Below are 13,717 nucleotides of genomic sequence, written 5' to 3' on the forward strand. Positions count from 1 at the left end.
CTGCCGATCTCCCCCCTTGAGGGGGAGATCGCCGGCAGGCCAGAGGGGGGTGAGCGCCGACACCCATGAGACCTTCCCTCCTCGATCCGCTGTTTGTCCCGATCACCTCGCTTGCCGGCGTCGGGCCGAAGGTCGGCGCACTGATCGAGAAAATCGTGCCGGCCGATCTCGGCGACCGCCGCCCCGCACGTGCCGGCGATCTTCTGTTCGTGCTGCCGCATTCGGTGATCGACCGCCGCAACCGGCCGGGCATCGCCGGTTCGGCCGAAGGCGCGATCGTCACCCTGGAAGTGCGCATCGATCGCCACCAGCCGCCGCCGCGCGGCAACAGATCGGTGCCGTACCGGGTTTACGCCCATGACGACACCGGCGAGATCGCGCTGACCTTCTTCCATGCGCACGCTGCCTATCTCGAAAAAGCAATGCCCGAGGGCGAGCATGTCGTGGTCTCCGGCCGCATGGAATGGTTCAACGGCCGCCCGACCATGGTTCATCCCGACCACATCGCGCTGGCCAGCGAAGCGGAAAACCTGCCGCTGGTCGAGCCGGTCTATCCGCTCACCGCCGGGCTCTCGGGAAAAGTGCTGCGCCGGGCAATCGGCCAGGCGCTCGCTCGCTTGCCGGTGCTGCCGGAATGGCAGGAGGATGAGTTTCTGCGCCGCCGCAGCTTTCCCGCCTTCGGCGATGCGCTCGCCCGCATCCACAATCCCGCCGACCCGGTCGACGTGTCGGTCGACGGCGCGGCCTGGCGGCGTCTCGCCTATGACGAGTTTCTGGCAGGCCAGGTGTCGCTGGCGCTGGTGCGCGCAAAAGTCCGCCGCCTGTCCGGCCGGCCGCTGGTCGGGGACGGCCGCTTCGTCGAAAAGCTGCGCGCCGCGCTTCCCTATTCGCTGACCAATTCGCAGGAAATGGCGCTTGCCGAAATCAATGCCGATCTCGGTGACCCCGAACGCATGCTGCGCCTGCTGCAGGGCGATGTCGGGTCAGGCAAGACGGTTGTCGGGCTGCTCGCCATGGCGCGCGCTGTCGAGGCCGGCGGCCAGGCGGCATTGATGGCGCCGACCGAAATCCTGGCACGCCAGCATCTTGCGACGATTGCGCCGTTGGCCGAACAAGCCGGCCTGCGCATCGCCATCCTCACCGGGCGCGAAAAGGGCCGCGAGCGCACCGAGACGCTGACCAGTCTGGCCAGTGGCGAGATCGACATCGTCGTCGGCACCCACGCGCTGTTCCAGCAAACGGTGACGTTCCACGACCTGGTCCTTGCCGTCATCGACGAGCAGCACCGGTTTGGCGTCCACCAGCGGCTCGCCATCACCGCCAAGGGCGACGCGCCCGACATGCTGGTAATGACGGCGACGCCGATCCCGCGCACGCTGGTGCTGACCGCCTTCGGCGACATGGATGTGTCGAAGCTGACGGAAAAGCCGGCCGGTCGCCAGCCGATCCGCACCGTCACCGTGTCGCTCGAGCGGCTCGACGAACTTGTCGGCCGCATGCGCGACGCCGTCGCCGACGGCCAGAAGATCTATTGGATCTGTCCTCTGGTCGAAGAATCCGAAGAGATCAAGCTGATGTCGGCGGAGGACCGTTTTGCCTCCTTGAAGCCGCTGTTCGGCGACCGGATCGGCCTGGTGCACGGCCGCATGAAGGGCGCCGAAAAAGACGAGGCGATGCGCGCCTTCAAGGCCGGCGAGACACGCATCCTGATCGCCACCACGGTCATCGAGGTCGGCGTCGATGTGCCGGATGCGACGATCATGGTCATCGAGCATGCCGAGCGCTTCGGCCTCGCCCAGCTGCACCAGTTGCGCGGCCGGGTCGGTCGCGGCGAAAAACCGTCGTCCTGCTTGCTGCTCTACAAGGACCCGCTCGGCGAGACGGCAACGCGCCGGCTGTCAGTGATGCGCGAGACCGAGGACGGGTTTCGCATCGCCGAGGAAGATCTGAAACTGCGTGGCGAAGGCGAGTTGCTCGGCACCCGCCAGTCCGGCACACCTGGCTTCCAGGTGGCGCGCATCGAGGCGCATGCCGACCTGCTCGAAGCCGCCCGCGACGACGCGCGGCTGATCCTGTCGCGCGATCCGGAACTGCAATCCGAACGCGGCGCCGCCCTTCGCATGCTGCTTTATTTGTTCGGCCGCGACGAGGCGGTGCGGCTCTTGCGCGCCGGCTGAGGCCCGGCGTCGACCGGCGGATTGCCGACCTGAACGCCGATCGGCTTGCCGTTCAACGTCACCATGTTCGTCTTGACCGCCGGCGCCACCAGCCCTGCCGAAACGATCAGCTTGGCGCCGTCCTCGATCGTCATGTCGAGCAGCACGATATCGGATTTCGGCACATACATCAGGAAGCCGGTGGTCGGGTTGGGCGTGCACGGCATGAACACCGCGATCAGCGGATCACCCTCCTGGTCGAGCTTCTGGTTGATCTCGGTTTCCTTCTCGCTGGCAACGAAGACCAGCGACCAGACGCCCTTGCGCGGGTATTCGACCAGCCCGACCTGGCGAAACATGTCGCCCTTGTTCGACAGCACGGTCTCGAAGATCTGCTTCAGCGACCCATAGATGCCGCGCACCAGCGGCATGCGGCCGAGCAGCCGCTCACCGAACAAGACGATAGCCCGGCCAACGATATTGGCGGTCAGGAACCCGATCAGGGTGATCAGGATCAAGGCGACGATCAGCCCGAATCCCGGAACCGGCGCCGGCAGATAGCTATCGGGGTTGTAACGCGCCGGAATATAGGGTTTCACCCAGGAATCGACCCAGCCGATGAACGACCAGGCGATGTAGGCGGTGATCGCCAGCGGCGCGCAGACGACAAAGCCTGTCAGAAAGTAATTCCGCAGCCGGGTCATGCCTGAGGTCTTGGAAGCATCGGACATGGTTCACCGCAGCGCTGATTGCGGCGCGACATTAATGAACCGCATCCGGCTTTGGAACTGCGAATTTTTTAAATGATCAACTATGCCGCGACTTCCAGCGGCTCGATCTTCTCGAGCTCAGGCGCGAGTTTCCGTGCCTCGGTTTCGAGCTCATAGGCCTGCTGAAAATTCATCCAGAATTCCGGCGTGGTGTTGAAGAACCTGGCGAGGCGAAGCGCGGTATCGGGAGTCAAGCCGATCTCTTGCTTGGCAATGCGTTCGATACGAGTGCGCGGAAGATTAAGCTTCTTCGCCAGCGCGCCAGCGCTCATGCCAAGCGGGAGGAGATATTCCTCGCGCAGGAATCCTCCGGGGTGAATTGGACGTGCGAACTTGAGCATGGTTCAGGGACCTCGAAGGATTAGGGCAAGTGCCCACTCAATGGTAGTCGACGATCTCCACATCCTCGGCGCCAGCATCAGTGAAATATGTATCAATAACTGATACTAACCGTCACCGGACCTATCGGCAGCTGGTCGAAACTTGCCAGCCCTTACTCCACCGTCACCGATTTCGCCAGGTTGCGCGGCTGGTCGACGTCGGTGCCCATGAACACCGCGGTGAAATAGGCCAGCATCTGGATTGGCAGCGCGTAGATGATCGGCGAGATGATTTCCGGCACGTCCGGCAGCACGATCGTCTCCATCGTCTTCACCGTGGCGTGCGCGGCACCCTTGCTGTCGGTGATCAGGATGATCTTGCCGCCGCGCGCCGCCACTTCCTGCATGTTCGACACGGTTTTTTCAAAAATCCGGTCATGCGGGGCAATGACGATCACCGGCATGTTCTCGTCGATCAGCGCGATCGGCCCGTGCTTCAGCTCGCCGGCAGCATAGCCCTCGGCATGGATATAGGAGATTTCCTTGAGCTTCAGCGCGCCTTCCATGGCCAGCGGGAAATTGGTATCGCGGCCAAGATAAAGCACGTTCTTGTAGTGCGAGAGGTCGCGCGCGACCTTTTCGATCTGGCCGTCGAGTTTCAGGACCTGGTTGGCATAGCGCGGCGCTTCCGACAGTTGGCGGACCAGCGTCGTTTCCTGTTCCTGCGAAATCGTACCGCGCGCCACGCCGGCCCGCACGGCAAGCGAGGCCAGCACCGACAATTGACAGGTGAAGGCCTTGGTCGAGGCGACGCCGATCTCCGGCCCGGCCAGCGTCGGCAGGATAACGTCGGATTCACGCGCCATCGTCGATTCGCGGACATTGACGACCGCGCCGATCTTCATGCCCGCTTTGCGGCAATAGCGCAGCGAGGCCAGCGTGTCGGCGGTCTCGCCCGATTGCGAGATGAAGAAGGCGGCGTCTGTCTTCGACAGCGGCATTTCACGGTAACGGAATTCCGAAGCGACATCGATGTCGACCGGCAGCCGCGCATAGCGCTCGAACCAGTATTTGCTGATCAGGCCGGCCAGATAGGCAGTGCCGCAGGCCGAAATCGCCAGCCGGTCGATTTTGGCGAAATCGAACGGCAGGTCGATCGGCTTCGAGACGCCGCCAACGAAATCCACATAATGCGCCAGCGTGTGCGAGATCACCTCGGGCTGTTCATGGATTTCCTTCTCCATGAAATGGCGCCGGTTGCCCTTGTCGACCATGAAGCTGGTGCTAAGCGACTGCTGGCGCTTGCGGTCGACCTTGTTGCCGTCCATGTCGAAGATGGCAACCTCGTTACGGCGCACCACCGCCCAGTCGCCATCCTCCAGATAGGTGATCGAATTGGTGAAGGGGGCAAGCGCGATAGCGTCGGAGCCCAAAAACATCTCGCCATCGCCATGGCCGACGGCCAGCGGTGGACCGTTGCGCGCGCCAACGATGAGATCCTCGTCTCCCCTGAACATGATGGCCAGCGCAAAGGCGCCTTCCAGCCGCTTCAGCGCCTGGTGCGCGGCCTCGACCGGCTGCAGGCCCCTGGCCAGTTCGCGCCCCACCAGATGTGCGACGACCTCGGTATCGGTCTGCGATGAAAATGTGTAGCCGTCGCGCATCAGCTCGTCGCGCAATTCGGCGAAATTCTCGATGATGCCGTTGTGGACGATGGCGACGCCGTCGGAAAAATGCGGATGCGCATTGGTCTCGTTGGGCACGCCGTGCGTCGCCCAGCGCGTATGGCCGATGCCGATCATGCCGTCAAGCGGTTCGTCCTTCAGCCGGCGCTCGAGATTGATCAGCTTGCCCTCGGCGCGGCGACGCGCAAGCTGGCCGTGCTCGACGGTGGCGACGCCGGCCGAATCATAACCGCGATATTCGAGCCTTTTCAGCGCATCGACGATCAGTGGCGCGACCGGCGAGTGACTGACAATTCCGACGATACCGCACATAGACGTTGCCCCTGATTCCGGCATGAAAAACCCGGCGCCATTTAGGGTTGGCCGGGCTGCCGCGAAAATCACATTGCGCTTCGTTCCGTATCAGCCGGAACGGTTCTGCACAAATGCACCATGACAGGGCGCACTTGCAATCCGGTTACAGCAGCCAGGCTAGCCTTTTTTCCGGGCCGCCGCAGCCGCAGCAAAACGCTCGCGCAATTCCTTGCCCTTGCCGGGCAGCGTCCTCTGGCGGGCGCGGCCGAAGGCGAGCGCATCGTCGGGCACGCTTTCGGTGATCACGCTGCCCGAAGCGACGTAGCCGCCCTTGCCGATTGTGACAGGCGCCACCAGCGACGAATTCGAGCCGACGAAGGCGCCTTCGCCGATGTCGGTGAAGAATTTCGAGTAGCCGTCATAATTGCAGGTGATAGTTCCAGCGCCGATATTGGCGCCGGCGCCGACGCGGGCATCGCCGATATAGGTCAGGTGATTGACCTTGGCGCCCTCCTCGACCGTCGCCTGCTTGACCTCGCAGAAATTGCCGACCTTGGCTTTTTGCTTGAGATCGGAACCCGGCCGCAGCCGTGCAAACGGACCGACATCGCAATCGGAAGCGATCGTGGCGCCTTCAATATGGCTGAAGGCATGGATCCTGGCGCCGGTGGCGATTGTCACGCCCGGCCCGAACCAGACATTGGGCTCGACGATCGTATCGGCGCCGATCTCGGTATCGTATGAAAAGAATACGGTTTCGGGTGCGATCAGGGAAACCCCGGAGAGCATGGCCTCGCGCCGCCGGCGCGCCTGCCAGATGCCTTCGGCCGCAGCCAGTTCGGGGCGGTTGTTGATGCCGAGCACATTCTCAAAGCCGGCTTCTGCGGCGATGACATTAAGGCCTTGCCCGCCCGCGATCTCGACGATGTCGGTGAGGTAATATTCGCCCTTGGCGTTGTCGTTGCCGACCTGGTCGAGCAGCTGCAGCGCGTGCTTGCCTGCAACCGCCAACAGCCCGCCATTGCAGAAGGTGATTTTCTTCTCCTCGTCGGTGCAGTCCTTTTCCTCGCGGATGGCGATGAGCTTGCCGCCTTTTTCGATCAGTCGGCCATAGCCGGACGGATTTGACGTGCGGAAGCCGACCACAACGACGGCAGCGCCTCCGGCCAGTTTCAGACGCGCAGCACTCAGCACCTCCGGGTCGATCAGCGGCGTGTCGCCGAACATCACGAGGATGTCGTCGTAACCCTTTGAGATCGCGTCGCGAGCCGCCAGAACGGCATGCGCCGTGCCGAGCCGCTTGCCCTGGACGAAGGTCTCCGCCTTCGGCGCGAACTTTTGCGTGGCCTTGCGCATCTCGTCGGCGCCATGGCCGATCACCAGCGCCAGATCGCCGCTGCCTGCGGCTTCAGCAGCCCTCACGACATGGGCGACCATCGGCAGGCCGGCGATCGGGTGCAGCACTTTTGGCACAGCGCTTTTCATGCGCGTGCCCTCGCCGGCGGCGAGGATGACGGACAGGCAGGTTCTCTGGCTCATGGAATGCGACCATATGAAAAGGGTTGGGAATCAAGGCATGGATTGGCGCCATGCTGCACCAATGCGGTTAAATTCCGGTGAGACTTGCGGCAGTCCAATTTTCGAACTCGGCGCTGCCCCTCATCCCGCCTGCCGGCACCTTCTCCCCGTATAGTGACGGGGAGAAGAGGGCTGGCCGCAACCTTGGCGCTGTTTCTGCAGCGTTGGAGATTGGCGAAATCCTCTGCGAAGGCGTCCCTTCTCCCCGTCACTATACGGGGAGAAGTGCCCGGCAGGGCGATGAGGGGCAGCGCGGACCTGAAGCGATTGCGGGCCGGCAACACCAATTTGCGACAGCATTGATCCAATTTCACCCCAACTGCCCCAGCACCGGGAAATTCTCCAGCAGCCAGTAGGATGCAGCCTGCACGCCGCCGGTCAGAAAAAACACGCCGGCGACGACCAGCAGCGCGCCCATTGCCTTTTCGACGCGGCCGAGATGGACGCGGAATTTTGTGAGAAAGCGCATGAAGGCGCCGGAAAACAGCGCCGCGACCAGGAACGGTATGCCGAGGCCGAGCGAATAGGCGGCAAGCAGAGCCGCGCCCTCGCCCACCGTCTCGCGGCCGCCAGCCAGCGTCAGGATCGGACCCAGCACCGGTCCGATGCAGGGTGTCCAGCCGAAGGCGAAGGCCAGTCCCATGACATAAGCGGCAACGATACTGGCCGGCTTGCCCTGTGACTGGAAGCGCGCCTCACGCGACAGCAGCGGGATGCGCAATATGCCGAGAAAATTCAGCCCCATCAGGATGATGAGCACGCCAGCCGCCATCGCCAGCGGCTCCTGCCAGACGCGCAGCAGCCGGCCGATGGTCGAGGCGCCGGCGCCCAGCGCCACGAAGACGGTCGAGAAGCCGAGAACGAAGGCGATCGAGGCAAAAAGCAGCGCGCCGCGTGCGTCGGCCCTGGCGGTGACGCCGGCATTGCCGCGGAAATCATCGACCGACACGCCGGCCATATAGCAGAGATAGGGCGGCACCAGCGGCAGCACGCAAGGCGACAGGAACGAGATCGCCCCCGCCCCGACCGCGCTGACATAGCCGATATCCAACGCCATTCCCGAACTCCTGATGGTTTGCGCTGCCATATAGCCGCGACCGCGCCGATCCGCCAATCACCATCGCGTTGGCAAGTCGCACGGCCGCATGCCACGCCTGTCAACGTCGCATCATGCCTGCCGTCTCTTCAAACCAGGGCTGGCGCGTGATCGATGTTTCTCTTATATCGGCGGAAGTATTTGTCCCGTTCTCCCGGATTCATTGCCGGTTTGTCCAACGATCAGGGCAGCCGCTCTCCCTATCCAGGATTGCGGATATCACATGACGCACCCCTCAATGCAGGACTGCATTTTGGGCGCTTGCCCTTGACCGGATGCAAAAGCACGGCCATGTGAGCGACACTTATACGAGATTTCGTCGCGCGCAGCGGAATTCTTCTGCCGCACCACAGCTGATATGAGACCTCATGGACGTCGTCGTCGTCGAATCGCCGGCCAAAGCGAAGACAATCAACAAGTACCTCGGAAAGAACTACAAGGTCCTGGCCTCGTTCGGCCACGTCCGCGATCTGCCGGCCAAGGATGGCTCGGTGCGTCCGGACGAGGATTTTGCCATGTCCTGGGCTGTCGACACCGCCTCGAGCAAACGTCTTGCCGACATCGCCAAGGCGGTCAAGGACGCCGACGGCCTGATCCTCGCCACCGATCCGGACCGTGAGGGCGAAGCCATTTCCTGGCACGTTCTGGAAGTGCTGAAGCAGAAGCGCGCGCTGAAGGACAAGCCGGTCAGCCGCGTCGTCTTCAACGCCATCACGAAATCGTCGGTGCTGGAAGCGATGGCCAATCCGCGCCAGATCGATGCGCCGCTGGTCGACGCCTATCTCGCCCGCCGCGCGCTCGACTATCTCGTCGGCTTCACGCTGTCGCCCGTGCTGTGGCGCAAGCTGCCGGGCGCCCGCTCTGCCGGCCGCGTCCAGTCGGTGGCACTGCGCCTCGTCTGCGACCGCGAATTGGAAATCGAGCGCTTCATCCGCGAGGAATACTGGCAGATCGCCGCCATTCTCGGCACGCCGCGCAAGGATAATTTCGAGGCGCGGCTGACTGCCTTCGATCGCAAGAAGCTGCAAAAGCTCGACATTTCGAACAAGGCGCAGGCCGACGACATCAAGGCGATGCTGGATGGCGCGACCTTCAAGGCGCTGTCGGTCGAAGCCAAGCCGACCAGGCGCAATCCAGGCCCGCCCTTCACCACCTCGACGCTGCAGCAGGCCGCCTCCTCGCGCCTCGGTTTTTCGGCAAGCCGCACCATGCAGGTGGCGCAGCGGCTCTATGAAGGCATGGACATCGGCGGCGAAACCACCGGCCTGATCACCTATATGCGAACCGACGGCGTGCAGATGGCGCCCGAGGCGATATCAGCCGCGCGCGATGCGATCGCAAAAGAGTTCGGCCCAAAATACCTGCCCGAAAAGCCGCGCAACTACACGACCAAGGCCAAGAACGCCCAGGAAGCGCACGAAGCGATCCGCCCGACCGACTTCATGCGCACGCCGGCTTCGGTCAGGCAATATCTCGATGCCGATCAGGCGCGGCTTTACGAGATTGTCTGGAAACGCGCCATCGCCAGCCAGATGCAGCCAGCCGAGATCGAGCGCACCACGGTCGAGATCGAGGCGGTCAACGGCGCCCGCAGCGCGGAGCTTCGCGCCGTCGGTTCGGTCGTTCGATTCGATGGCTTCATTGCCGCCTACACCGACCAGAAGGACGAGGATGCGGAAGACGAGGAAGATCGCCGTCTGCCCGAGATCCGTGCCGGCGAACAACTCGAGCGCGAGGCGATCAACGCCACCCAGCACACCACCGAACCGCCGCCGCGCTATTCGGAAGCCTCGCTGATCAAGAAGCTGGAAGAGCTCGGCATCGGCCGGCCGTCGACCTACACGGCGATCCTGAAGACGCTGGAGGACCGCGACTACGTCAGCATGGACAAGCGCAAGCTGTTGCCGCAGGCCAAGGGCAGGTTGTTGTCGGCCTTCCTCGAAAGCTTCTTCGAGCGCTATGTCGAATATGATTTTACCGCCTCGCTCGAGGAAAAACTCGACGAGATTTCCGACGGCAAGCTCGCCTGGAAGGATGTGCTGCGCGATTTCTGGAAGGATTTTTCAGGCGCCGTCGCCGACATCAAGGAATTGCGCGTCACCGACGTGCTCGACGCCCTCAACGAGGAACTGGCGCCGCTGGTGTTTCCGGCGCGAGAAGACGGTTCGAACCCGCGGATCTGCCCGAAATGCGGTACCGGCAACCTGTCGCTGAAGCTCGGCAAATTCGGCGCCTTTGTCGGCTGCTCGAACTATCCCGAATGCTCCTTCACCCGCCAGCTCGGCGACGCCGCCAACCCCAATGCCGAAAACGGCAACGGCGAGGATGGCACCAAGGTGCTGGGCAAGGACCCCTACACGGCGGAGGAAATCACGCTGCGCAGTGGTCGTTTCGGGCCCTATGTCCAGCGCGGCGACGGCAAGGAAGCCAAGCGCTCCAGCCTGCCCAAGGGCTGGAGCGCCGATTCGATCGACCACGAAAAAGCCCTCGCCCTGCTGTCGCTGCCGCGCGACGTCGGCAAGCATCCGGAATCCGGCAAGATGATCTCGGCCGGGCTGGGGCGCTACGGCCCGTTCGTGCTGCATGACGGCACCTACGCCAATCTCGACAATATCGAGGACGTGTTCTCGATCGGTCTCAACCGCGCCGTGTCGGTGATCGCCGAGAAGCAATTGAAGGGCCCCGGCGGTCGCAATGGCGGCACGCCCGCCGCCTTGAAGGAACTTGGCGAGCATCCGGCGGGCGGCGGCAAGATCGTCGTGCGTGATGGCAAATACGGGCCCTATGTCAATTTCGGCAAGGTCAATGCGACGCTGCCGAAGGGCAAGGACCCGCAGTCGGTGACGATCGAGGACGCGGTGGCGCTGATTGCCGAGAAGGAAGCCAAGGGCGGCAATGGCGGCAGAAAGCCCTTCCGCAAAGCGGCCGCACCTGCCAAAAAGCCTGCGGCCAAAAAACCGGCCGCCAAGAAAGTGGCCAACAAAAAGGGATAGTGCATCGTGGCGCGCAGGGAATCCGGAAGAAGTCATGGCGATCTGCGCACCGCCGACACCCGGGCCAAGGTCAAGGATGATTACCGGCCGTCCCGCGACGAGATCCTGCGCTACATCGCCGAAAATCCGGATCGCTCAGGCAAACGCGACATCGCCAAGGCGTTTGCGCTGCGCGGCGAAGACCGTATCTGGCTGAAGGATGTTTTGCGCGACTTGCAGGATGAGGGCCTGCTGACCAAGGAGCGCAAGCGGCTCGCCCGCGTCGGCGCCCTCGCCCATGTCGCCGTGCTCGACATCTTTGGCCGCGACGCCGACGGCGTGCTTTTGGCGCACCCAACCGAAGCCGTGGGCAACGGCGAGCCTCCCGTCATAGCGATACGCGTGTCGCGCGGCGGCGGCGGCCCGACACCGGGCATTGGCGACCGCGTGCTGGCCAAGACCTTTCCAACCGATGACCCGACCGGCCCTGCCTATACCGGGCGGGTGATGAAGATCTTCGAGAAGCGCACCGATGCAGTTCTCGGCGTTTTTCGCGTGCTGCAGGACGGTACCTTCCGCATCGAGCCTGTCGAAAGACGCCAGCCGGAGCTGGTCGTCGACAAGGAATTCCAGAACGGCGCCAAGAACGGCGATCTTGTCGAGGTCGAGCCGGCGCGGGCCTCCCGCTACGGGCTGCCCAGGGCCAAGGTGCTGGCGGTGCTGGGTTCGCTAACCAGCGAAAAGGCGGTCTCGATGATCGCCATCCACGCGCACGACATTCCGCATATTTTCCCGGCAGACGTCATCGCCGAGGCGGAGGCGGTCAAACCGGCGACGCTGGCCGGCCGCGAAGACTGGCGCGAGCTGCCGCTGGTCACCATCGATCCGGCCGACGCCAAGGACCATGACGACGCCGTGTTCGCGACGGCAGATCCGGACGAGAAGAACCCCGGCGGCGTGGTCGTTACCGTGGCGATTGCCGATGTCGCCGCTTATGTGCGCTATGGCACCGCGCTCGACCGCGAGGCGCTGAAGCGCGGCAACTCGGTCTATTTCCCGGATCGCGTTGTGCCGATGCTGCCGGAGCGTATCTCCAACGACCTTTGTTCGCTGCGCGAAGGCCAGGACCGCCCGGCGCTGGCGGTCCGCATGACCTTCTCGGCCGATGGCCGCAAGCTCAGGCATTCGTTCCATCGCATCATGATGAAATCGGCGGCAAAACTCGCCTATCGCCAGGCGCAGGCCGCGATCGACGGCGCGCCGGACGACAAGACCGACCCGATCCTCGACACGGTGATGAAGCCGCTGTGGGACGCCTATGCCGTGGTGAAGCGCGGTCGTGAGACGCGCCAGCCGCTCGAGCTCGAACTGCCGGAGCGGAAGATCCTGCTCAAGGAGGACGGCACCGTTGACCGCGTCGTCGTGCCGGAGCGGCTTGACGCGCACAAGCTGATCGAAGAATTCATGATCCAGGCCAATGTCGCGGCGGCCGAGACGCTGGAGGCGAAACGACAGGCGCTGGTCTACCGCATCCATGACGCACCTTCGCTCGCCAAGCAGGAATCGCTGCGTGAATTCCTGCAGACGCTTGGCCTTTCGCTGGCGCGCGGCGCCCAGATGCGGCCAAACCAGTTCAACGGCATCCTGGATCGCGTCCGCGGCGCCGACCATGAGGGGCTGGTCAACGAGGTGGTGCTGCGCACGCAGATGCAGGCCGAATATTCGCCAAGCAATATCGGCCATTTCGGCCTCAACCTGAAACGCTATGCGCACTTCACCTCGCCGATCCGCAGATATGCCGACCTGATCGTGCATCGCGGGCTGATTGCCGCGCTCGGCTTCGGTGCAGGCGGACTGACGCAGGATGAAGCGGAGCGGCTGGAAGAAGTTTCTGCGCTGATCTCAGCCACCGAGCGCCGCGCCATGGCCGCCGAGCGCGACACGGTCGACCGGCTGATCGCCGCCTATCTGGCAGAGCGTGTCGACGATTGCTTCGATGCACGCATTTCGGGCGTCACCAAATCGGGACTATTTGTCCAATTGCCGCAGTATGGCGCAGATGGTTTCATTCCGGTGTCAAGTCTGGGCGGCGATTACTATATATACGACGAAACTGCCCGATCGCTTTTCGGAGAACGCACCGGCAAGGGCTATCAGCTTGCCGACCGCGTCGAGGTTCGCCTGATCGAGGTGGCGCCTATGGCCGGCGCGATGCGTTTCGAGATGCTGACCGACCCAAAGCCGCTGCCCGGCTCCAAACGGTCGTTTCACAAGGCCAAGGGCCGCGCCCGTGCGTCGCAATCGCGTCCAGGCTCGCGCGGCAGGAGACGGTAATGCCAAGCGATCTGAAAATGAACGAACAGGTTTTCGGCGGCGAACAGCACACCGGACGGATCGCCCGCCCGCTGTGGACGGCGATGAAGCGTGGCGCGTTTGGCCGCTGCCCACATTGCGGCGAGGGAAAGCTGTTTCGTGCCTTCGTCAAGACCGTCGATACATGCGATCATTGCGGTGAGGCGCTTCATCACCACCGCGCCGACGACCTGCCGGCCTATCTGGTGGTGGCCATCGTCGGCCACATCGTGCTCGGCGCCTTCATGGGTGTCGAAGCGGCCTCCACTTTGTCCACAGGGCAGCACGTCGCCATCTGGGTGCCGCTGACCATCCTCATGGCGATCGTCTTGCTGCAGCCGGTCAAGGGCGCCGTCATCGGCCTGCAATGGGCGTTCTATATGCACGGCTTCGGCGGGGAAGAAGATCTGATCGAGTCGCATCCCGAGGCTTGAAATCGAGGCTGGCGCAAATCGGCATGGCTGGACGCCACTTTCGCATCGAAGAAGATTCCG

9 protein-coding genes are annotated in these 13,717 nt (G+C 63.4%); 4 read left to right on the forward strand and 5 right to left on the reverse strand.

What is annotated here, in order from left to right; translation table 11 throughout:
* The first annotated feature begins 65 nt into the window (after positions 1-65).
* Positions 66-2,177 (forward strand): ATP-dependent DNA helicase RecG, encoded by a 2,112-nt coding sequence (gene recG, locus AC0L2R_RS09310; protein WP_473508551.1) that lies wholly within the window; start codon positions 66-68, stop codon positions 2,175-2,177.
* Here recG and AC0L2R_RS09315 read toward each other — a convergent pair.
* The 5 genes from AC0L2R_RS09315 to AC0L2R_RS09335 form a co-directional block, all read right to left on the reverse strand.
* The gene (locus AC0L2R_RS09315; protein WP_473508552.1) at positions 2,129-2,887 is read right to left on the reverse strand and encodes a DUF502 domain-containing protein; all 759 of its coding nucleotides are present in this window, start codon (positions 2,885-2,887) and stop codon (positions 2,129-2,131) included. The genes recG and AC0L2R_RS09315 overlap by 49 nt on opposite strands.
* A gap of 80 nt (positions 2,888-2,967) precedes the next feature.
* Positions 2,968-3,267, reverse strand: a complete 300-nt coding sequence (locus AC0L2R_RS09320) for a HigA family addiction module antitoxin (RefSeq protein WP_473508553.1) — start codon at positions 3,265-3,267, stop codon at positions 2,968-2,970.
* Positions 3,268-3,419: 152 nt separating this feature from the next.
* Complete coding sequence (glmS, locus tag AC0L2R_RS09325) at positions 3,420-5,243, reverse strand: glutamine--fructose-6-phosphate transaminase (isomerizing) (RefSeq protein ID WP_473508554.1); 1,824 nt, start codon at positions 5,241-5,243, stop codon at positions 3,420-3,422.
* Positions 5,244-5,402: 159 nt separating this feature from the next.
* Positions 5,403-6,764 (reverse strand): bifunctional UDP-N-acetylglucosamine diphosphorylase/glucosamine-1-phosphate N-acetyltransferase GlmU, encoded by a 1,362-nt coding sequence (gene glmU, locus AC0L2R_RS09330; protein ID WP_473508555.1) that lies wholly within the window; start codon positions 6,762-6,764, stop codon positions 5,403-5,405.
* Positions 6,765-7,113: 349 nt separating this feature from the next.
* A complete protein-coding gene (locus tag AC0L2R_RS09335; protein WP_473508556.1) occupies positions 7,114-7,860 on the reverse strand; it encodes a cytochrome c biogenesis CcdA family protein in 747 nt (248 codons plus the stop codon).
* Between the two features lie 407 nt (positions 7,861-8,267).
* Here AC0L2R_RS09335 and topA point away from each other — a divergent pair, with 407 nt between their 5' ends.
* The 3 genes from topA to AC0L2R_RS09350 are packed head-to-tail and all read left to right on the forward strand — an operon-like array spanning position 8,268 to position 13,657.
* Positions 8,268-10,892 (forward strand): type I DNA topoisomerase, encoded by a 2,625-nt coding sequence (gene topA / locus AC0L2R_RS09340; RefSeq protein ID WP_473508557.1) that lies wholly within the window; start codon positions 8,268-8,270, stop codon positions 10,890-10,892.
* 6 nt (positions 10,893-10,898) lie between these two features.
* Positions 10,899-13,205 carry a ribonuclease R gene (rnr, locus tag AC0L2R_RS09345; RefSeq protein ID WP_473508558.1) on the forward strand — a complete coding sequence of 769 codons (2,307 nt, stop codon included), beginning with the start codon at positions 10,899-10,901 and terminating at the stop codon, positions 13,203-13,205.
* Positions 13,205-13,657 (forward strand): DUF983 domain-containing protein, encoded by a 453-nt coding sequence (locus AC0L2R_RS09350; RefSeq protein WP_473508559.1) that lies wholly within the window; start codon positions 13,205-13,207, stop codon positions 13,655-13,657. The genes rnr and AC0L2R_RS09350 overlap by 1 nt, the downstream gene beginning before the upstream one ends.
* The last annotated feature ends 60 nt before the right edge of the window (positions 13,658-13,717 follow it).

This window comes from Mesorhizobium sp. WSM4820, assembly GCF_055811075.1.

What these genes read in the sequence shown, in the direction of transcription:
- topA (WP_473508557.1), top strand. Translation starts at nt 8,268, where the DNA reads ATGGACGTCGTCGTCGTCGAATCGCCGGCCAAAGCGAAGACAATCAAC.
- AC0L2R_RS09315 (WP_473508552.1), bottom strand. Translation starts at nt 2,887, where the DNA reads ATGTCCGATGCTTCCAAGACCTCAGGCATGACCCGGCTGCGGAATTAC.
- AC0L2R_RS09320 (WP_473508553.1), bottom strand. Translation starts at nt 3,267, where the DNA reads ATGCTCAAGTTCGCACGTCCAATTCACCCCGGAGGATTCCTGCGCGAG.
- glmS (WP_473508554.1), bottom strand. Translation starts at nt 5,243, where the DNA reads ATGTGCGGTATCGTCGGAATTGTCAGTCACTCGCCGGTCGCGCCACTG.
- AC0L2R_RS09335 (WP_473508556.1), bottom strand. Translation starts at nt 7,860, where the DNA reads ATGGCGTTGGATATCGGCTATGTCAGCGCGGTCGGGGCGGGGGCGATC.
- glmU (WP_473508555.1), bottom strand. Translation starts at nt 6,764, where the DNA reads ATGAGCCAGAGAACCTGCCTGTCCGTCATCCTCGCCGCCGGCGAGGGC.
- recG (WP_473508551.1), top strand. Translation starts at nt 66, where the DNA reads ATGAGACCTTCCCTCCTCGATCCGCTGTTTGTCCCGATCACCTCGCTT.
- AC0L2R_RS09350 (WP_473508559.1), top strand. Translation starts at nt 13,205, where the DNA reads ATGCCAAGCGATCTGAAAATGAACGAACAGGTTTTCGGCGGCGAACAG.